Origin of the sequence: Algihabitans sp. (assembly GCF_965226985.1) — a bacterium.
Classification (GTDB): domain Bacteria; phylum Pseudomonadota; class Alphaproteobacteria; order Kiloniellales; family DSM-21159; genus Algihabitans.
Genome location: NZ_OZ245712.1, coordinates 3,571,910 through 3,591,105 on the forward strand (window position 1 = coordinate 3,571,910; position 19,196 = coordinate 3,591,105).

Here is a 19,196-nt window from a genome sequence, read left to right on the forward strand (position 1 = left end):
TCTCACTGAGGGCGCACTACTCGAGATCGACGTAGGGACCGACGGCCTCCAAAGCTTCGCCGTCAAGCAGCGCCCGGCCAAGAGCCTGCAGTTCGCCTGACAGGACGCGATCCTCGACCACGGGCGGCAGGTGACGCCGAACGGCGGCGACGGCGGCCTCGCCGGCCGGACTGAGACGGCGCGCATCCGGCGGCACAGGGTGCCAGTCCACCGGGGTCTTGCCCGCCGCCGGGTCGTCCCGCCCAGCGCGCGACGGCAGGTGACGCATCTCTTGACGCAATGCGGCGGCCTGACTGGCATAAGCCAGCTCGACGGCCAGCGCCTCCGCCATGCGCGGCATCGCCTCGTAGGCCCGGATGGCGACGTTGACGCCCATCGAGACGTGATCCTCCTGCCCGCTGTCGGTCGGCAGACTCATCAGATGACTGGGCAGGGCCTGGCCCCAGATCCAGTTGGCCAGGGCCGCCGTGGCGTATTCCGGCAGCATCATGCCGGACTGGGTCGCGCGTTCGGCCAGAAGCGCCGGCTGCTCCGCAAGGTCCCGGTCGGCCCCCGGCCATTTGAGCTGTGGTCCGAGGCCCTTGTTCCGGTCGGCATCGACGTAGCGCTGACAGCGTGCGTTGGTCAGGCTCGCGAGAATGCCCAGGGCCTGCAGCAGGCCGTAGATATCGACCGACACCGGCATGCCGTGGAAGTGGCCGCCCGAGACGATCTCCACCATCTGCCCGGCCCAGGCGCCCCAGGACCCGCCGTTGTCCCGCTGCTCGTTGGCCTGCAGCAGGATCGGATTGTCGGTGACCGCGTTAATCTCGATCTCCAGGGTCTTGCGCGCCCGTTCGGCCAGATCCCAGCAGGGGCCGAGGATCTGTGCGGCGCAGCGCAGGTTGTAGGGATCCTGAATCTCGCCGTCGATCTCGTAGGGGCGATGCGCCTCGCGCAGCGGCGAGCCGGCCATCAAGGCGTGGATCCAGCCGGCCAGCCGGACGGATCCCGGATGCGGCCGAAGCGCGTGCAGATCGGGGCGGAAGGGCGTGTCGGCCCCCAGCATGACCTGCGCCGACACGGCCGTGGCGACGGCGGCCGTACGCAGCAATCGCTCCAGTCGCAGGGTCGCCAGGGCGCCGAAGGCAGCCGTGAACTGAACACCGTTGTTGAGGGCCAACCCCTCCTTCATCTCCAGTTCCAAAGGCTCCAAACCGAAAGGGGACAGGGCTTCCGACGTCGGCAGGCGCGCGCCCTCCACCAGAACCTCGCCTTCGCCGATCAGGGCGAGAGCGACATGACTGAGCGGCGTGAGATCGCCGGAGGCGGACACGCTACCAAACTGGGGGACGATCGGCGTGATACCGGCGTTGAGAAAGGCCGCCAACTGATCGACCACTTGGGGGCGGACGCCAGAGTGCCCCCGCATCAGGGATTGCGCCCGCAACAGCATGGTGGCGCGAACCACCTCGACCGGTGCGGGATCGCCCAAACCGACCGAGTGACTGCGGATCAGATTGACCTGCAGGCCCTTCAGCCGCGCCGGATCGACCTTGTCGCGAACGTTGCTTCCGAAACCGCGGTTGAATCCATAGGCAGGCTCGGCCGTCGAGGTCACATAGGCCTCGATCTGCCGCCGCCGCTCCGCCAGCAGATCGCGACTTGCCGGGATCACCGCCACCGCCGCGCCTTCAGCGACGGCGGAGACCTCCTCGAGTGTCAGTCGCCGCTCATGCCCGATCTCGACCGTGCGTGCCATCCTCTTCCCGTGCCCTTCCACCCACTGTTCGCAGCGACGCTACGCCAAGCGATCTTCGGGGGAAACGGGAAAGCGGGAGAGAGCCCTGGCAACCTTGTGAGCGCCCAGCCGGGACGACTCCTCAGACCGGCAGCAGGTCGTGGCCCCAGGCCTCGCTAACGGCCTTGAGCGTCAGGCGCAAGGCCTCGACCCGCTCGACCGTCTCCTGCAGCACGGCGGACCGTTCGAACACCTGGCCGGCGGCCACCGTCTCGGCCCCGCTGCCCGACGAAGGCGCGGCGGCGAGACCCTGCGCCTCCGACTCTCGGATCATCATCTGACGAAAATGCACATAACGCTGAAGCGAGCCGTTCATGGTTGTCTCCCGTCGAAGCGGTTGCGACTGCCCCAACCTCTTGCGGGTCTGCCGAGCAGTCTCTGTTGAACTGCCTCGATAACGGCGGAGCGTCGCACCCTATTCCGCGACGGCCGATTTCGGCGCTGGCGCGGCCTTTCCGGCAGGAGACGGACCCGCTGAAAGCAGGCAACCGCGCATCGTCATCGCGGCCAGCAGGGAGCATGAGAAGCAGACTAAAGCTCTCGAGCAGACACGACGAACGATGACGCCCAAGCATCACGCTTCGCGCTTGTCTTCCTGAACCACGATCAAGGGCCGCGACGTCGAGCGGGAGCGGGAGTCGTCAGGCCAGTTCCAACGTCGCCGCCATCGGACCCTTCTGGCCCATGCGGGTCGTGACGCGCACCCGCTGATCCGGCTCCAGAAGCGTCAGGCCGCTTGACTGCAACGTCCGGGCGGAGACGAAGATGTCCTGCGTGCCGTCGTCCGGCACCACGAAGCCGAAGCCCTTCTCCGCATTGAAGAACTTTACGGTCCCCTCGACCGGCGGTCCCGCAGGCGGAGGGGCCGGACGTCTCGGGCGGTCTCCGTAGAATCCGCCGCTGTTGCCGCCCCCGCCGTAACCGCCGCCCCCGCCACCGAAGTCGCCGCCAGGGCGACCCTCCGGCATGTGCTCGATCGAGGTGATCTGGTGCACCTGGAGGCCCTTGCGGCCCTGAGCGAGATCGCAGATTACCTCCGTTCCCTCAGGCAGGTCCGAGTGACCGAGGCGCTCGATCACCGAAACGTGCAGGAAGGCATCGGGAGAACCGTCGTCGAATTGGACGAAACCAAAGCCCTTGGTCGGGTTGAACCACTTGACCACGGCCTTGACGCCCGTGCGTTCGGGCGTCGAAGGAGCAAACTCACGCATGTCCCTTAACTAACTCCAAGTGGGTTGATCGCAGCGGTCTCCGAAGGCAATTCCGAAGGACCCGCAAGCTCCCCGCGCCTAACCGAAATAGCCAGATATTTTTTCTACTCCCGGTCGCACCTCGGACGACAGGCTGTGCTTTCCTGATAGGCCGCGATCCCGCCTCGAAACGCGAGCCAACACATTGAATTCCTGCCCTACAAGCACGGCAAATTTTACGATATCAGAGGGTCGAAAAGGGCGCACGCGATAATCTAATGACAGTCCGCCGCACACCTCTTAAGTGGTATTTCTGGAGACCGACAACCTCGGACCTTCAACGCCTCTGCGCGCGTACCGAGCAAAACGCTTGCCCCAAGTCCGCTCGCCGGTGTCGGCAGTTCGAAGAGGTCCAGGCCGAAGAGGCCCAGCCGAGTCGCACGACGATCCTGGGCGGAGGCCTCACGGCTCTACAGCGCCCCGCCACCGGCCGACTGACAGATCGCTCCGAGGTGCCGGGAACTTTGGAAAAGCTGAGGCTCTGGAAACTCCGCACCCCGATTCTGGGCCGACTGTCTGAGTGTCGATAATGGGATCTAGATATCGGGGCGCGGGTCCAGATCGGGCGGCGGTCGATTGCTGCGTCTGAGATCGCTTTCCAGTCCTGTCACCTGCCGCAAGGTGGCGATTTCCGGTTCGGCCTGCGCTGCAGAGGCCGGCTCCGCAACGAAGCGGAAACCGAGAACCCGCCAGGCGATATCGGCCTTCACATAGATGCGGTCCCCCGGCCTCAAGGCGACCTCGAGCGCGTCGTCTTCCGCCCCGACGAGATAGATGCGGTAGCGCCCGGGCCGCGCGTCCCGATAAAAGGTCTCGCCGTTCCGCAGGTGGCCGACCCGTCGCTCGTTCACGATCACCTGCGGTTCCGCCGCCCACATGAAGGCCACCGAGGGCCGGTAGAAATGGATCCGCGCCAGATCAGGCGCCTGGGCCACCTCGGGCGTGGGCTGCCAATAGTCCCGATCGGCCGAGGCACAGCCAGCGAGCAGTGCCAGAAGCAAACCGAATATTGCGAGACGGGACATAACCCTGGTCCATTTTCAGGCTGACGCGCGCAAAAGCTAGCAAGGCATCGGGCGCCGGGTCCAGATGCGGCCACGAGACGCAGAGGGCGCCTGAAACCCCGGCACCGGGGGTGAGTCCGTTCTCGTTCGGTCGTGGCGATATTCGCGAATTACCATCGCTCAGGCGCAGATTGCCGCTTCGGACGGGCACTGTTATGGTGCAAGTGCGAAAGAAAATGCCGCAGCGCAGCACCTGCGCTGTGTCGGATCCGGGGGAGCGACGGGCGATGCAGGACTTGCACGGTTATTACCTTGAGGACTTGTCGGTCGGCATGTCGGCGAGCTTCGCAAAGACGGTGACCGAGGCCGATATCGTCAACTTCGCCGGCGTTTCCGGCGATACCAATCCCGTGCATCTCAACCAAGACTTCGCGGCGGCCACGATGTTCGGAGGCCGGATCGCCCATGGCATGCTCTCGGCCGGCTTCATTTCGACCGTCTTCGGAACCCGCCTTCCGGGTCCGGGCTGCATCTATCTGTCTCAGGACCTGCGCTTCAAGGCACCGGTCAAGATCGGCGACACCGTGACCGCCACCGTCACGATCCGGGAGATCGTGCAGGAAAAGGCTCGGATCGTCTTCGATACCGTCTGCAAGGTCGGCGACAAGGTGGTGGTCGAAGGCGAGGCGAAGCTGATGGTGGATCGCCGCGTCGACCTGAAGACCGCCGCCGAATAGCGCGAAGGGCCGGCCAAGCCTCCGGTTTTTCAAAATCGAACAGCAAAAGCAGGCACCGCAGTGGCGCCGACCGCGAGAGACGCTTACTCTTTCATCATGACTGGACGGCCGCAGATCGAACGAGACAGGCTTCGCCGCTGTTCTGGGCGAATTACCGGCCCGGTCCTCTAAACGAGGGCCGGGACAGCTTCGTTCTTGCGTTCCGTCTCGGGGATCCTTCGGGGTCAGGCGTATCCTGCTCCGTCAGCGCAGGCTTTCCCCGAAGACCGCGATCCGCTACCACACCTTGCCTGTCAAGCCCGCGCGCCGAACCGGCGTGCAAAAGGCCGTCCGTCGGGCACCGCAGCCGAAGGCCCTAAGTCCATGAGTGTCGACTACCGCGAAACCGTTTTCCTACCGAACACCGACTTTCCCATGCGCGCCGGACTTGCCAAGCGCGAACCGGAAATTCTGGAAAAGTGGGCCGAAATGGACCTCTTCACGCGCCAGCGCGAGAGCGCGGAGGGACGCGAGAAGTTCATCCTTCACGACGGACCGCCCTACGCCAACGGCCACCTGCACATGGGCCATGCGCTCAACAAGGTGCTGAAGGACGTCATCAACCGCTCGCAGCAGATGCTCGGCAAGGACGCCAACTACGTACCCGGCTGGGACTGCCACGGTCTGCCGATCGAATGGAAGGTCGAGGAGAGCTATCGCGAGCGGGGCGCCGACAAGGACGCAGTGGACAAGGTCGAGTTCCGTCGCGAGTGCCGTGCCTTCGCCGAGAAATGGATCGAGATCCAGATCGAGGAGTTCAAGCGGCTCGGCGTGATCGGCGATTGGAAGCGCCCCTACACGACCATGAGCTACGACGCCGAAGCGCAGATCGTGCGAGAGATCGGCAAGTTTCTGATCGGCGGCGGCCTCTATGCCGGCGCCCGGCCGGTGCTCTGGTCGGTGGTGGAGAAGACAGCGCTGGCCGACGCTGAAGTTGAGTATCACGAGCACAAATCGACCACCGTCTGGGTTCGCTTCCCAGTCGTCGAAGCGCCCGAACGGCTGCAGGGCGCCAGCGTCGTGATCTGGACCACAACCCCCTGGACGCTGCCCGGCAACCGCGCCGTGGCCTATGGCGAAGCGGAAACCTACGTCTGCCTGGAGGTCGACGCGGTAGCCGAGAAGAGCCGCGCTCGGGTCGACGAACTGCTGATCGTGGCCGCCGATCTGGTCGAGCCCTTCTGCGAGGCCGCCGGAATCCTGGAGCGGACCCTGGTCTGGCAGGGCAAGGGGGAGGAACTGGCCGGCACGATCTGCGCCCATCCCCTGCGCGGCGAAGGCTACGACTTCGACGTGCCGCTGTATCCCGGTGACTTCGTGACGATGGACCAGGGCACCGGCTTCGTGCATATCGCCCCCGGCCACGGCGCAGACGACTGGGCGCTCGGGCGCAAGAAGGGCCTCGAGATCCCGCAGACGGTCGACGCCGACGGCAGCTTCTTCGAGCATGTGCCGCTCTTCGCGGGCACCCGCGTCCTGACACCGGAGGGCAAGGACGGCGACGCCAACGGCGCGGTGATCCGCGCCCTGATCGAGGCCGAAAAACTGGTTCATAAGGGCAGCCTGCGTCACAGCTACCCGCATTCCTGGCGCTCGAAGGCCCCGCTGATCTTTCGCAACACACCGCAGTGGTTCATCTCGATGGAGAAGAACGGCCTGCGGGATACAGCGCTCGAAGCCATCGACCAGACACGCTTCGTCCCGGCCGGCGGCCAGACTCGCCTGCGCTCGATGATCGAACAGAGGCCAGACTGGTGCATCTCGCGCCAGCGGCTCTGGGGCGTGCCCCTACCGCTCTTCGTCCACAAGGCCACCGGCGAGCCCCTGCGCGATCAGGCCGTCGTCGACCGCGTGGCCGCGGCTTTCGAGGAGGAGGGCGGCGATGCCTGGTTCCAGTCGCCGCCGCAGCGATGGCTCGGCAACGATCACGATCCGGCCGACTACGCGCAGATCTTCGACGTCGTCGAGGTCTGGTTCGACAGCGGCTCGACCCACGCTTTCGTCCTGGAGGCGCGCCCGGAGCTGCAGTGGCCGGCATCGCTTTACCTCGAAGGATCGGACCAGCATCGCGGCTGGTTCCATACCTCGCTGCTGGAGTCCACCGGTACGCGTGGGCGGGCGCCCTACGAGGCCGTTCTGACCCACGGGTTCGTGCTCGACGAGGATGGCCGCAAGATGTCGAAGTCACTCGGCAACGTGGTCAGCCCCCACGACATCGTCGGCCAGGACGGCGCGGACATCTTGCGCCTCTGGGTGGTGGCGTCGGACTACTCGGACGATATCCGTATCGGCCAACACATCCTGAAGCAGCTCAAGGACAGCTATCGGCGCTTCCGCAACACCCTGCGCTATCTGCTGGGAGCCTTGGAGGGATACGACGAGACCGAAGCTCTGCCGCTGGACAAGCTGCCGGAGCTGGAGCGCTGGGTCCTGCATCGGCTCTGGGAACTGGACAAGTCCATTCGCCGCAACATCGCGGACTTCGACTTCCACGCTGTCTACCAGACCCTCCACGGCTTCTGCGCCGTCGACCTCTCGGCCTTCTACTTCGACGTTCGAAAGGACAGTCTCTACTGCGATCGCCATGACGCCCTGCGTCGGCGCGCCTGCCGAACGGTGTTGGATCTGATCTTCGATCATCTGACCGCTTGGCTCGCGCCGATCCTCTGCTTCACGGCGGAGGAGGCCTGGGGACATCGCGGCAAAGCACCGGAGTCGGTTCACCTGCGGCTCTTTCCCGAGGTCCCGGAGGACTGGAGAGACGACGAGCTGGCCGCCAAGTGGGCGAAGATCCGGCAGGTGCGCCGTGCCGTCACCGGCGCCTTGGAAATCGAGCGGGCCGAGAAACGGATCGGCGCTTCGCTGCAGGCCCATCCAAAAGTCTGGGTCGAGGACAGCGAGGCGAAGGCGGCGGTCGATTCGATCGACTTCGCGGAGATCTGCATCGTCTCCGGCATCGACGTGCTGGAGGGCGACGGCCCCAGCGATGCCTACAGCCTGGACGAGGTTGCCGGGGTCTGGGTGGTGTCGAAGCTGGCCGAAGGCGAGAAGTGCGAACGCTGCTGGAAAGTGCTGCCCGAGGTGGGGCAGGTTCCGGAGGCGCCGCAGACCTGCCGCCGCTGCGCCGACGCGGTCGCTCAGCTCAAGGCCGCGGAGTAGCCGGGTGTCGACCAGCCTGCCCCACGAGGCCGCCTGGCGGCGGTTCCTGCCACTCTCGACGCTGGCACTGGCTGCAGGAGTGGCACTGGCAGACCAGGCAACCAAGGCCTGGGTGCTCGCGAGCCTGACGCATGGCGAGCGCGTCCCGGTCACCGGCTTCTTCAATCTGGTCCTGACCTACAATCGCGGGGTCGCCTTCGGTCTGCTGGCCAGCGACTACTGGTGGAAACCCTACCTACTGGTTGCCATCGCACTTCTGATCGTGGGCGGACTGCTGGTCTGGCTGCGCGGCCAGGTGGCGCTACTGCCGCGTCTGGCCACGGGCCTGATCGTCGGGGGTGCCATCGGCAACGTGATCGACCGCTTCACCCAACCCGGCGTGGTCGACTTTCTCGACTTCCACCTGAGCGGATACCACTGGCCCGCCTTCAACATCGCCGACTGTGCGATCGTCGTCGGAGTCGGGCTGCTGTTGCTGGATGGCTTGTTTGCATCGGGCCCAAAGAGGTAAAAGGGCCCCAGCCGAGTTCATAGGGATACGAATCGACGATGCGCAGAGCCGGAATCTTCTGCCTGGCGCTGGCGGCGCTGGCCTTGGCGGGATGCGAGAATGCACGCGAGCAGTTGGGCCTGGAAAAGCAGGCACCCGACGAGTTTCGTGTCCTGTCCCGCGCGCCTCTCACTGTGCCGCCCGAGTTCGCGCTGCGTCCACCGCGTCCCGGCGCGGCGCGCCCGCAGGTCGGCACGGCCACCGATCAAGCCCGGCGGACGGTGTTCCGTCTCGGCGACCAGCAACCCAGCGTGCAGGAGATCATCCCCGACGACGGACGGTCCCTGGGCGAGCGCGCCATCCTGATGGAGGCTGGAGCCAGCCAGGTTCAGCCAGACATCCGGCAGGTGGTGGACCGGGAAACCCAGCGGGTCAACGAGGAGAGCAAGGACTTCCTGGAGAACCTGATCTTCTGGCGCGACGCGCCGCTCAGCGGCGACATCGTGGATGCCGAGTCGGAAGCCCGCCGGCTGCGCGAGGCGCAGGCGATCGGCGAGCCGGTCACGGGCGCCGGCACGCCGACCATCGAACGCCGCGAGCGCGGGATCTTCGAAGGCATCTTCTGACGCGGGCCGTCCAAGAGAAAAGCCGCTCCAACGACACCGGAACCTCCTACGGACATCGGGGGCCGCGATCGATTGTGTCTTGGAGAGCGAGCGAAGACATCGAAGACTGCGTTTGCCGAACCGACGACGAAGTCCGACGTCGTTTCGGCGAATTTCACACAATCCCCTCTTGATCTTCGGCGGCAAAAACGTCATATCGCGCGGCTTGCTTGCCGGCCGGTCCGGCAGCGCTCATCTGCTGGTTGGGGAGGACGAGATGTCTCGCGATACCGCCCTCTTCCAATTGGGGATGGACTTGGATCGCGGTTCAAGCACCACCCAGGAGGAAGTGTCCGTTACTGCCGCTGTTTCCGAAACCGCCATCACGGCGTCGGAGGAGCGCAAAGATCACTTCATTCTGCGTGACGGCCAGGAATATGCCGGTACGCATCTGATCGTCGACCTCTGGGGTGCGAAACGCATCGACGAGCTCGCGCATGTCGAGGCGGTGCTGAAGCGCTGCGTCGAGGCCGCGGGCGCGACGCTGCTGCATATCCACCTGCACCACTTCACGCCGAACGACGGGATCTCAGGCGTCGCGGTGCTGGCGGAGTCGCACATCTCCATCCACTCCTGGCCCGAGCGTGAATACGCGGCGCTGGACGTCTTCATGTGTGGCGACGCCCAGCCGCACGAGGCGGTGGAGGTTCTGCGCGAAGGCTTCTCCCCCTCTTACGTCGCTGTCACGGAGCACCTGCGGGGCCAGGAACTGTGAGCGACTGGTTCCGGGAGACGCTGCACCGGGACTACGAGAGCGGTTTGAGGATCGAGGAAGTGCTGTTCGAGACGAAGTCCGAGCATCAGCACCTTCTTCTGTTTCGCAACGCCACCTTCGGGCGGGTCTTGACTCTCGACGGCGTCGTGCAGACCACCGAGGCCGACGAGTTCATCTATCACGAGATGCTCGCGCACCTCCCGATCCTGGCCCACGGCGGCGTCGAGCGGGTGCTCATCATCGGCGGCGGCGACGGCGGCATGCTGGAGGAGGTGCTGAAGCACCGCGGCGTGAAACAGGCCGTCCAGGTCGAGATCGACGCCAGCGTGGTGGACTTCGCCAAGACCCATCTGCGCGCCATCTGCGGCAAGGCCTACGAGGACCCGCGCACGGAGCTGGTGATCGCAGACGGCCTCAAGTACGTGGCCGAAACGGATCGCCGCTTCGACCTGATCATCGTCGATTCGACCGACCCGATCGGCCCGGGCGAGGTGCTCTTCACCGAGCGTTTCTATGCCGACTGCAAAAGCTGCCTCGCCTCCGGAGGCATGCTGGTGACACAGAACGGCGTGCCTTTCCTGCAGCCGGAGGAGCTGAAGCAGACGCTCGGTTTCTTCCGGCGGCTCTTCGCCGACAGCACCTGCTATCTGGCGACCGTACCGACCTATGCCGGCGGGCCGATGGCCTTCGGCTGGGCCACCGACGACGCCAGTCTACGCAAGGTTCCGTTGGAGACGCTGCAGGCTCGCTTCTCCGGCGCCGCTATCGACACCCGCTACTACACGCCGGCGGTGCACCTCGGCGCCTTCGCGTTGCCGCCTTACATCGCCGAGCTGATTGCCTGATCCTGTCGCGGCCGGAGACGTCGACGTTTCTTGTCGGAAAAGGGTGGAGCGGGTGATGGGAATCGAACCCACGACACGTAGCTTGGGAAGCTACTGCTCTACCACTGAGCTACACCCGCGCCGTACCCTCATGTAAACGGGCGATAGCCTTGGGCGCAAGCGCCGGCTGCAAGATCTCACATAAGGGTTGGCCGATCTGACGACCGGTCACGCCTGCGTGAAAGCTTGGCGCTGCGGGCTGACAGCGCTGCGGCGGGCCCCTAGCTTGCCGGCTGGCTTACCGCGCCGGGCAGTTTAAACTCCACCGACCGGCCAATCAGTTAGAGAGTCGCCCATGTCCTCTTTGCGCTCGATCCTCTTCGCGCTCGGCGGCGGACTACTCGCCACCGCCTCCTTGGCGGCTGAGCCGCGGGCCGTACCGACCTTCGAGCAGGCCGTGGAATCCGCCGACGGCCAGACCGTCTATTTCAACGCCTGGGGCGGAGACGAGCGGATCAACGCCTACATCGATTGGGTCGGCGATCAAGTATCGGCGCGCTACGGCATCACGGTGCAGCACGTCAAGCTATCGGACACGGCCGATGCGGTCGCGCGCGTGCTGGCCGAGCGCGCCGCCGGCAACCGGTCGACCGGCAGCATCGATCTCATCTGGATCAACGGCGAGAACTTCGCCGCGATGAAGGAGGCCGATCTGCTGTTCGGGCCCTTCGTGTCCGAGTTGCCGAACTTCGCGCTGGTCGATACGGAGGGCAAACCGACCACACTGATCGACTTCACGGTGCCGACCGACGGGCTGGAGGCGCCCTGGGGCATGGCCAAGTTCAATTTCATCTACGACTCGGCCCGTCTGGAGACGACGCCCGAGAATGCGCGGGAGCTGTCCGACTGGGCGGCGACAGAGCCCGGGCGCTTCACCTATCCCGCACCTCCCGACTTCATGGGCTCCACCTTCCTCAAGCAGCTGCTGATCGAGCTGACCGAGGACGCCGATCTGCTGCAACGACCGGTGCAGGACGACGCCCAGTTCGCAGAGGTGACGGCGCCGCTTTGGGCCTACCTGGACACCCTGCATCCGAACCTCTGGCGGGACGGACGCGCCTTTCCGACCAACGGTCCGGCCCAGCGCCGGCTGCTGGACGACGGCGAAGTAGATATCGCCTTGTCCTTCTACCCCGGCGAAGCCTCCTCGCTGATCGCCGCTGGGCAGTTGGCGGAAAGCGCGCGTACCTTCGTCTTTCCCGAGGGCACCATCGGCAACACCCATTTCGTGGCCATTCCCTTCAATGCACGCGCCCCGGAGGCGGCCATGGTGGTCGCCGATTTCCTGATGAGCCCGGAGGCCCAGGCGGAGAAGCAGAACCCGGAGGTCTGGGGCGACGACACGGTCCTGGACCTGGCACGTCTGAGCGACGAGGCGCGCGCGCTGTTCGACGCCGTGCCGCTTGGACCGGCGACCCTGGCCCCCGAAGCGCTGGGCCCGGTTCTGCTCGAGCCGCACCCGACCTGGATGACCGCGCTGGAGAGCGATTGGCGCCGGCGTTACCTGCGGTAGCTTCGCAGTGCGTCTGCCCGGTCTGCCGTTTTCCCCCCTGGCCCTGGTTCCGCCGCTGACCCTGGCGCTGTTTCTCTTGCCGATCGCGGCCGGACTGGTCGGAACCTGGCTACCGGCCTTCGGCATTCTTCCCAGCCTCGGCGGCACTGGTCCGACCTTGACCCCTTGGGTCAGGCTTCTGAACGACCCCGCCTTGCCGGGCGCCTTGACCGCAACGCTGATCTCCGGGTTCGGATCGACCCTGCTCGCCTTCACGCTGACGGTCGGATTCGCTGCAGCGGCCCAAGGCACCTGGGCCTATCGTCAGGCAACTCGGCTGCTGGCACCTCTCCTGGCCGTCCCGCATGCGGCGATCGCCATCGGCGTCGCCTTTCTGCTGGCACCGAGCGGCTTCCTGCTGCGTTTGGTCTCGCCCTGGGCAACGGGCTTGGATCTGCCGCCGGATCTGGCCACCGTCCAGGACCGCTACGGTGTCGCGCTCGCCCTCGCCCTGGCGGTCAAGGAGACACCCTTTCTGCTGCTGATGCTGCTGGGGGCGCTCGGGCAGGTTCAGGCCCCGCAACGCCTCGCGACCGCGAGGTCCCTCGGCTACGGGCCGGTAACGGCCTGGCTCAAGACCGTACTGCCCGCCGTCTACCCGCAGCTACGCCTGCCGATCTATGCCGTGCTCGCCTTCTCCCTCTCGGTCATAGACATGGCCCTGATTCTGGGGCCGACGGCGCCGCCGACCTTCGCAGTGCTCGTGTTCCGCTGGTTCAACGACCCCGATCTGACCCTGCGTTTCGTCGGTGCCGCCGGAGCGACCCTTCAGCTTCTGGTCGTCGTGGCCGGCATCGCGCTCTGGCGGCTCGCGGAAATCGCGGCCGCTCGTCTCGGACGCCGCTGGATCGCGCGCGGCAATCGCGGCGGCCCTGGACAGATCGCCAGGCAGGGGTGGTCCGCTGCCGTCTTCCTGTTGCTGGGCCTCGGACTCGCAAGCCTGCTGGTCATGGCTCTCTGGTCCTTCGCCGGCCGCTGGCGCTGGCCGGATGCCTGGCCGGACAGCGTCACGCTGGTCACCTGGAGCAGACAGCTGGAGCCAGCGGCCGCAAGCGGCTGGACGACGCTGCTGCTCGGCCTGGCAGCCGCGGGACTGGCCCTGGCCCTGGTGCTCGGCTGCCTGGAACAGGAACAGCGTAGCGGGCGCCGCCCGACGCGCGCGCTCTGGCTGCTGTATCTGCCGCTGCTGGTGCCGCAGGTCGCCTTCCTGTTCGGTGCCCAGGTCCTGGCGATCCTGGCGGGACTGGACGGCAGCTTCACGGCCCTGGTCTGGAGCCACCTGCTGTTCGTTTTGCCCTACGTCTTCCTGGCCCTCGCCGAGCCATGGCGGCGGCTCGACACCCGTTATCTTCGCAGCGCGCGTTGCCTCGGGGCGACACCCTTCGCGGTCTTCTGGCGGGTCAAGCTACCGATGCTGCTACGACCGGTCCTCTTTGCCACCGCCGTCGGCTTCGCCGTCAGCGTGGCCCAGTACCTGCCGACCCTCTTCGCCGGCGGTGGGCGCTACGCGACCTTGACCACCGAAGCCGTCACCCTGTCGGCGGGGGCCGACCGGCGGGTCGTCGGCGTCTTCGCCTTCCTCCAGGCGCTTCTGCCGCTGGCCGCCTTCGCGGCGGCCGTGGGTATCCCTGCCTGGTGCTACCGAAACCGGCGGGCCCTGCAATGACCCTGGAACTTCGGTCCGTGTCGCTAAGCCTGACCGGCCGCAGGCTCTTCGCGCCGCTCAGCCTGACGGTGCCGGACGGGGAGATCGTGACCGTAATGGGTCCATCGGGAAGCGGAAAGTCGAGCCTGCTCGGCTATCTCTGCGGTACGCTCGAACGGGGTTTCGCGGTCGAGGGACACGCCCTGCTCGACGGGGCCGACCTGACGGTTCTGCCGCCGGAGCGGCGCCGCGTGGGCATCCTGTTTCAGGACGATCTGTTGTTTCCCCACCTGAGCGTCGGCGAGAACCTGGCGTTTGGCCTGCCGCCGGACGTGCGCGGGCGCCGGGCCCGCCAGGCACAAGTCGTCGATGCGCTGGCCGATGCGGGGCTGGAAGGTTTCGAACAGCGGGACCCGGCAACCTTGTCGGGTGGCCAGCGGGCCAGAGTGGCGTTGTTGCGGACGCTGCTGGCTCAACCGCGCTGTCTTCTTTTGGATGAACCTTTTGCCAAACTCGACGTTAGTCTGCGCGACAGGATACGTAGGTTTGTCTTTTCGCACGCCCGAGCGCGCGGTCTTCCAACCTTGCTGGTGACCCACGACCCGGACGATGCGAAGGCAGCTGACGGACCCTTGGTGGCCTTGGCGGGTACCGACGACGATCAGTGATCGGCCTTCACAACCCGGCGAGAGTTCGGCGCGCCTGGTTACGTCTGGAGGTGGAGAGAAGATCGGGTTACGACACCCGGGAAGACCCCCAAACTACTACCGCCAAAGTTGCTAAAACGAGCTGCCACCAAAGTGGTTAAAACGAGCTGCAAGCCCAAGGAATTGCGGCAAAAACTGACTCGACCCATAACATGGTTTTTTGACATCGCAGCAGAGCTGAACTATTGTTATGGTTGTAGTTCTGACTGGGAGGGGGGGCATTCCTCCAAAGGTTCAGGGCCCAACGAACGACCGGGGCGCTTTTCGTGTATCCGGAAAGGCTTGAGACCCTCACCGCGTATGGAGGACTAGCTTAATGATCCGCATGAAAGTGGTTGGCGCCTTTGCCGCCCTCGGCATGCTTGCTGGCTGCGCCGGCTCTCTCGACATCAAAGACATCGATGCCGTCCGCGGTATGGATGCCATGGGCGGCACGCCCTTCAATCAGGCTCTCTTCTCCGAGTACAAGGAGCTGACCCTGTTCGAAGCCGACCAGATGGGCGATTTGCCGAACGCCAGTCATTTCTCCCGCAAGGCGATGGCCGTTGCCAACAACGACGTCGTCCTGCCGGAACAGCTGGGCTACTGGGATCTGCCTGACAACAGCATCGGCGAACTGACCGAAGCGCGCTCGCGCCTTGTGTCCGTGCTCGACACGACGGGTCGCGTTCAGGCGCCGATCAACGCCGCGCACGCTCAGGTCCGCTTCGACTGCTGGGTCGAACAGCAGGAAGAGAACGATCAGCCGGATCACATCGCGGCCTGCCGCAAGGGCTTCTACGCTGCCATGGCAACTCTCGAAACCGCCCCGATAGTCGAGCCCGCCCCGATGGGCGCTCCCGAGCCCTACATCGTGTTTTTCTCCTTCGACAGCGCTCAGATCGACGCCGGCGGCATGAACACCGTCGACGACGCCGTGGCCACTGCGCAGCAGATGGGCATCATCAACTTCTCCGTGACCGGCCACGCCGACCGCTCCGGTTCCGAGGCCTATAACTTGGCTCTATCGCTGCGCCGCGCCAACGCCGTCCGCGATGCACTCATCGCCAGGGGTATCCTGAGCCAGAACATCTCGTTCGCCGGTCGCGGTGAGACCGAGCCCGCCGTGGCAACGCCGGACGGTGTGCGTGAGCCCGCCAACCGTCGTGTCGAGATCGTTATCCAGTAATCGATCCAGACACGCTCGTTACGACTGGGGCGTCGCGGGAAACCGCGGCGCCCCAAATCGTTTCGGAGTCCGCTTCGCTGGTGACCCAAGACCCGGACGATGCGAAGGCAGCCGACGGACCCCTGGTGGGCTTGGCGGGTATCGACGACGGTTAGTGATCGGCCTTCGCAACCCTGCGAGAGCTCGGCGCGTCTGGTTACGTCTTGAGGTGGAGGGGGGATCGGGTTACGACATCCGGGAAGACCCCTAAACCACTACCACCAAAGTGGTTAAAACGAACCGCAAGCCCTAGGAATTGCGGCAGAAAATCGACTCGGCGTCATAACATGGTCTTTTGACATCGCCGCAGAGCTCAACTATTGTGATCGCTGAAGTTCTGACTTGGAGGGGGGCATTCCTCCAAAGGTTCAGGGCCCCACGAATGATAGGGGCGCTTTTCGTGTATCCGGAAAGCCTTGAGACCCTCACCGCGTATGGAGGACTAGCTTAATGATACGCATGAAAGTGGTTGGCGCCTTTGCCGCCCTCGGCATGCTTGCTGGCTGCGCCAGCTTCTCCGATATCAACGACGTCGATGCCGTACGCGGCATGGATGCCATGGGTGGCACGCCCTTCAATCAGGCTCTCTTCTCCGAGTACAAGGAGCTGACCCTTTTCGAAGCCGACCAGATGTACGACTGGCCGGATGCCGGTCTTTTCTCCCGCAAGGCGATGGCTGCTGCCAACAACGACGTCGTCCTGCCGGAAGAGCTTGGCAACTGGGATCTGCCTGACGACAGCATCGGTGAACTGACCGAAGCGCGCGCGCGCCTGGTGTCCGCGCTCGACGCGACGGGCCGCGTTCAGGCGCCGATCGAGGCCGCGCACGCTCAGGGCCGCTTCGACTGCTGGGTCGAGCAGCAGGAAGAGAACCATCAGCCGGATCACATCGCTGCCTGCCGAGAGGGCTTCTACGCTGCCATGGCAGCTCTCGAAGCCGCCATGCAGGGCGAGCCCGCCCCAATGGGTGCTCCCGAGCCCTACATTGTGTTCTTCTCCTTCGACAGCGCTCAGATCGACGCCGGCGGCATGAACATTGTCGACGACGCCGTGGCCGCTGCGCAGCAGATGGGCATCATCGACTTCTCCGTGACCGGCCACGCCGACCGCGCCGGTTCCGAGGCCTACAACTTGGCTCTGTCGCTGCGCCGCGCCAACGCCGTCCGCGATGCACTGGTCGCCAGGGGTATCCTGAGCCAGAACATCTCGGTCGCCGGTCGCGGTGAGGCCGAGCCCGCCGTACCGACGCCGGACGGTGTGCGTGAGCCCGCCAACCGTCGTGTCGAGATCGTTATCCAGTAATCGATCCAGACACGTTCGTTACGATTGGGGCGTCGCGGGAAACCGCGGCGCCCCAAGTCGTTTCGGGGGGTCGTTTCGGGGTCTGCTTCGATCTTTTTGGGAGTCGGCTGACGAGAGCAGGGGCGCTCTAGGCTCGATCCGGTTGGGTCAGATGCGCATGCAGCGCCTGACCGGCCGCCAGGATGTGATCGCCAAGACGTTCGCAGGCAAGATCTCGCTCTCCTGACCGTATGATCGCGAGCAGGTCGCGATGCTCCTGATCGGAGCGCGGCTGCCAAGCCAGTTCCTTCCAGGTCGCATAGAGATAGCGCGCGGCGACCCGGTTGAGGTCGTCGAGCGTCGCGCGGAGACGCGGCATTGCACAAGGGTGCCAGAGCGCGGCGTGGAACCGCCGGTTCGCAGCCTCCCAAACAGCTATGTCCCGACTTGTCTCGGCGGCCAGCAAAGCCTCCTCTGCGACGGCCAGATCCGGCTCGGCCAGCTTGGGCATCGCATGGCGAAGCGCCAGCGGTTCCAAGACGGCACGCATCTCCGTGACCTCGATCAAGGCGTCTGGATCCAGCGGCGCCACTCGGACACCGCGCCGGGGCGCGGCGATCAGGAGGCCTTGCGCTTCGAGCTTCCGGAAGGCCTCGCGCACCGGCACGTGGCTCGCCTGAAACTCGACCGCAATGTGATCCTGACGGACCGGCGTGTCCGGCGCCAGATCGCCCGCCACAATTCGCGCGGCCAAGGCGCTGGCGATGCGTCCGGCCAGGGAGCGGTCGGCCAGGGAACGGTCGGTCTCGCCAAACTCTTGCTTCGTCATATCGACCATGTTTTCATAGATTATCTATTATTTAGGATATGATCATGCCCCAAAGCGATCACCCTTCACCGGAGGCGACTCGACCGCGCCCGGCACGCTTGCAGTCTATCGCGGGAATCGGCGTCGACCGCATGGGATCGCGCGCCGACCTGTCCGGCCGCGACCTGCTGCGCCTTGAGAACCTGGATGTCGACATCCCACCCGACCCCGAGGTCGTCGCGCGGACGCGCAGCGCTGCCGAGACCGACTCGGACAACAGCTATCTGCCGTTCATCGGGCAGGAGCAGTTGCGCAAGACGGCGGCCCGCCACGTATCGAAGCTTGCCGGCCTGGACTACGACGGAACCCGAAACTGCGTGATCTGCGCCGGCGGCCTCTCCGGCATCCTGAACGTGCTGCTGGCCACTACGGAGGTCGGTCAGGAAGTCATCGTTACGGACCCGACCTACGCCGGGCTGATCAATCGCATCCGTCTCGCCGGCGGCGAACCACGGTTCGTCCCCTTCGTCTTTACGCCGGGTCAGCCCTGGCGCCTCGATCGCGACGCCTTACGGCGCACCGTCGGCCCCAAGACCCGGTCGCTCCTGCTCATGTCCCCGTCGATGCCGAGTGGCGGTCTGCTCGACGAGGAAGACTGGCGCCTGGTCGCCCAGCTCTGCGTCGCACATGACCTGCTGCTGATCCTCGACAGCGCCATGGAGCGACTGCTGTTCGACGGTCGCACCCCGCTGCACCCCGCCGGTCTACCCGGCATGGCGGATCGCACGATCACGGTGGGCTCAGCCTCCAAGGAACTGCGCATGATCGGCTGGCGGGTCGGCTGGATCGTGGCTCCAGAGGCCTACATGCCCGACCTAGTCGCCGTCTCCCTCGCCAACGTCGTCGTGCCTGTCGGCATCGCCCAAGCGGCCGCCGCCCTTGCGCTCGAACGCTCGCTCGAAACCCTGCCGCCCTACGTGGCCGAACTGCAGGCCCGCCGCGATCTGCTGATCGAGGAGTTCGCCGGCCTTCCGTTCGGTGTGCCGGCCGGCGGCTGGTCTCTGCTGCTGCGCGCCTCCGACTTCGGGCTGACGGGTGCCGAGCTGTCCGAGCGGCTGTTCGCGGAGGGGGTCTGCGCAACCGCCATGGAGGGCTGGGGGATCGAGCATGGTGACCAGTATCTGCGCTTCGTCTACGCCAACGAACCGGTCGCGCGGCTGCGCGGACTAGGCGACAAGGTTCGCAGAGCTCTGGGATGCTGAAGCCTGTCGCG

At 65.5% G+C, this 19,196-nt stretch carries 17 protein-coding genes and 1 tRNA gene; 12 read left to right on the top strand and 6 right to left on the bottom strand.

Going from position 1 to position 19,196, the window contains the following annotated elements:
- Positions 1 to 16: 16 nt before the first annotated feature.
- From ACO054_RS16295 to ACO054_RS16310, 4 genes are all read right to left on the bottom strand, one after another.
- On the bottom strand, positions 17 to 1,741 hold the full coding sequence (locus ACO054_RS16295) for an HAL/PAL/TAL family ammonia-lyase (RefSeq protein WP_421707637.1): 1,725 nt from the start codon (positions 1,739 to 1,741) through the stop codon (positions 17 to 19).
- A gap of 121 nt (positions 1,742 to 1,862) precedes the next feature.
- Positions 1,863 to 2,096, bottom strand: coding sequence for a hypothetical protein (locus ACO054_RS16300; RefSeq protein WP_421707638.1), 234 nt, complete (start codon positions 2,094 to 2,096; stop codon positions 1,863 to 1,865).
- A gap of 325 nt (positions 2,097 to 2,421) precedes the next feature.
- A complete protein-coding gene (locus ACO054_RS16305; protein ID WP_421707639.1) occupies positions 2,422 to 2,991 on the bottom strand; it encodes a cold-shock protein in 570 nt (189 codons plus the stop codon).
- A 575-nt stretch (positions 2,992 to 3,566) separates the two neighbouring features.
- Entirely contained in the window at positions 3,567 to 4,055 is a 489-nt protein-coding gene (locus tag ACO054_RS16310) for a DUF2846 domain-containing protein (RefSeq protein WP_421707640.1), read from the bottom strand.
- Between the two features lie 266 nt (positions 4,056 to 4,321).
- Here ACO054_RS16310 and ACO054_RS16315 point away from each other — a divergent pair, with 266 nt between their 5' ends.
- The 6 genes from ACO054_RS16315 to speE all read left to right on the top strand — a co-directional run bounded on the left by ACO054_RS16315 (position 4,322) and on the right by speE (position 10,684).
- The gene (locus tag ACO054_RS16315) at positions 4,322 to 4,771 is read left to right on the top strand and encodes a MaoC family dehydratase (protein WP_421707641.1); all 450 of its coding nucleotides are present in this window, start codon (positions 4,322 to 4,324) and stop codon (positions 4,769 to 4,771) included.
- 363 nt (positions 4,772 to 5,134) lie between these two features.
- The gene (ileS, locus tag ACO054_RS16320; RefSeq protein WP_421707642.1) at positions 5,135 to 7,969 is read left to right on the top strand and encodes an isoleucine--tRNA ligase; all 2,835 of its coding nucleotides are present in this window, start codon (positions 5,135 to 5,137) and stop codon (positions 7,967 to 7,969) included.
- A gap of 4 nt (positions 7,970 to 7,973) precedes the next feature.
- The gene (lspA, locus tag ACO054_RS16325; RefSeq protein ID WP_421707643.1) at positions 7,974 to 8,480 is read left to right on the top strand and encodes a signal peptidase II; all 507 of its coding nucleotides are present in this window, start codon (positions 7,974 to 7,976) and stop codon (positions 8,478 to 8,480) included.
- Between the two features lie 38 nt (positions 8,481 to 8,518).
- A complete protein-coding gene (locus tag ACO054_RS16330; protein ID WP_421707644.1) occupies positions 8,519 to 9,085 on the top strand; it encodes a DUF3035 domain-containing protein in 567 nt (188 codons plus the stop codon).
- Positions 9,086 to 9,341: 256 nt separating this feature from the next.
- Positions 9,342 to 9,839: an adenosylmethionine decarboxylase gene (gene speD / locus ACO054_RS16335; RefSeq protein WP_421707645.1), complete on the top strand. Its 498-nt coding sequence runs from the start codon at positions 9,342 to 9,344 to the stop codon at positions 9,837 to 9,839.
- Complete coding sequence (gene speE, locus ACO054_RS16340) at positions 9,836 to 10,684, top strand: polyamine aminopropyltransferase (protein WP_421707646.1); 849 nt, start codon at positions 9,836 to 9,838, stop codon at positions 10,682 to 10,684. Before speD ends, speE begins: the two co-directional genes overlap by 4 nt.
- 44 nt (positions 10,685 to 10,728) lie before the next feature.
- Here speE and ACO054_RS16345 read toward each other — a convergent pair.
- Positions 10,729 to 10,803 (bottom strand) — tRNA-Gly (locus ACO054_RS16345).
- Positions 10,804 to 11,018: 215 nt separating this feature from the next.
- Between ACO054_RS16345 and ACO054_RS16350 the strand changes: the two genes are divergently transcribed.
- The 5 genes from ACO054_RS16350 (at position 11,019) to ACO054_RS16370 (ending at position 17,136) form a co-directional block, all read left to right on the top strand.
- On the top strand, positions 11,019 to 12,236 hold the full coding sequence (locus tag ACO054_RS16350; RefSeq protein ID WP_421707647.1) for an ABC transporter substrate-binding protein: 1,218 nt from the start codon (positions 11,019 to 11,021) through the stop codon (positions 12,234 to 12,236).
- A 7-nt stretch (positions 12,237 to 12,243) separates the two neighbouring features.
- The gene (locus ACO054_RS16355; protein WP_421707648.1) at positions 12,244 to 13,941 is read left to right on the top strand and encodes an ABC transporter permease; all 1,698 of its coding nucleotides are present in this window, start codon (positions 12,244 to 12,246) and stop codon (positions 13,939 to 13,941) included.
- Complete coding sequence (locus ACO054_RS16360) at positions 13,938 to 14,588, top strand: ATP-binding cassette domain-containing protein (protein WP_421707649.1); 651 nt, start codon at positions 13,938 to 13,940, stop codon at positions 14,586 to 14,588. Before ACO054_RS16355 ends, ACO054_RS16360 begins: the two co-directional genes overlap by 4 nt.
- Before the next feature lie 355 nt (positions 14,589 to 14,943).
- Entirely contained in the window at positions 14,944 to 15,795 is an 852-nt protein-coding gene (locus ACO054_RS16365) for an OmpA family protein (protein ID WP_421707650.1), read from the top strand.
- A 489-nt stretch (positions 15,796 to 16,284) separates the two neighbouring features.
- The gene (locus tag ACO054_RS16370; RefSeq protein WP_421707651.1) at positions 16,285 to 17,136 is read left to right on the top strand and encodes an OmpA family protein; all 852 of its coding nucleotides are present in this window, start codon (positions 16,285 to 16,287) and stop codon (positions 17,134 to 17,136) included.
- 127 nt (positions 17,137 to 17,263) lie between these two features.
- Here ACO054_RS16370 and ACO054_RS16375 read toward each other — a convergent pair whose 3' ends face one another.
- Positions 17,264 to 17,944 carry a GntR family transcriptional regulator gene (locus ACO054_RS16375; protein WP_421707652.1) on the bottom strand — a complete coding sequence of 227 codons (681 nt, stop codon included), beginning with the start codon at positions 17,942 to 17,944 and terminating at the stop codon, positions 17,264 to 17,266.
- Positions 17,945 to 17,988: 44 nt separating this feature from the next.
- Here ACO054_RS16375 and ACO054_RS16380 point away from each other — a divergent pair, with 44 nt between their 5' ends.
- Positions 17,989 to 19,185: a pyridoxal phosphate-dependent aminotransferase gene (locus ACO054_RS16380; protein ID WP_421707653.1), complete on the top strand. Its 1,197-nt coding sequence runs from the start codon at positions 17,989 to 17,991 to the stop codon at positions 19,183 to 19,185.
- Positions 19,186 to 19,196: the final 11 nt, after the last annotated feature.

Bases quoted from the DNA above. Each gene is read 5' to 3' on its own strand.
- ACO054_RS16350 (WP_421707647.1), top strand. From the start codon at position 11,019: ATGTCCTCTTTGCGCTCGATCCTCTTCGCGCTCGGCGGCGGACTACTC.
- ACO054_RS16295 (WP_421707637.1), bottom strand. From the start codon at position 1,741: ATGGCACGCACGGTCGAGATCGGGCATGAGCGGCGACTGACACTCGAG.
- ACO054_RS16330 (WP_421707644.1), top strand. From the start codon at position 8,519: ATGCGCAGAGCCGGAATCTTCTGCCTGGCGCTGGCGGCGCTGGCCTTG.
- ileS (WP_421707642.1), top strand. From the start codon at position 5,135: ATGAGTGTCGACTACCGCGAAACCGTTTTCCTACCGAACACCGACTTT.
- ACO054_RS16370 (WP_421707651.1), top strand. From the start codon at position 16,285: ATGATACGCATGAAAGTGGTTGGCGCCTTTGCCGCCCTCGGCATGCTT.
- ACO054_RS16305 (WP_421707639.1), bottom strand. From the start codon at position 2,991: ATGCGTGAGTTTGCTCCTTCGACGCCCGAACGCACGGGCGTCAAGGCC.
- ACO054_RS16380 (WP_421707653.1), top strand. From the start codon at position 17,989: ATGCCCCAAAGCGATCACCCTTCACCGGAGGCGACTCGACCGCGCCCG.
- ACO054_RS16365 (WP_421707650.1), top strand. From the start codon at position 14,944: ATGATCCGCATGAAAGTGGTTGGCGCCTTTGCCGCCCTCGGCATGCTT.
- speD (WP_421707645.1), top strand. From the start codon at position 9,342: ATGTCTCGCGATACCGCCCTCTTCCAATTGGGGATGGACTTGGATCGC.
- ACO054_RS16375 (WP_421707652.1), bottom strand. From the start codon at position 17,944: ATGACGAAGCAAGAGTTTGGCGAGACCGACCGTTCCCTGGCCGACCGC.
- ACO054_RS16360 (WP_421707649.1), top strand. From the start codon at position 13,938: ATGACCCTGGAACTTCGGTCCGTGTCGCTAAGCCTGACCGGCCGCAGG.
- ACO054_RS16315 (WP_421707641.1), top strand. From the start codon at position 4,322: ATGCAGGACTTGCACGGTTATTACCTTGAGGACTTGTCGGTCGGCATG.
- ACO054_RS16300 (WP_421707638.1), bottom strand. From the start codon at position 2,096: ATGAACGGCTCGCTTCAGCGTTATGTGCATTTTCGTCAGATGATGATC.
- ACO054_RS16310 (WP_421707640.1), bottom strand. From the start codon at position 4,055: ATGTCCCGTCTCGCAATATTCGGTTTGCTTCTGGCACTGCTCGCTGGC.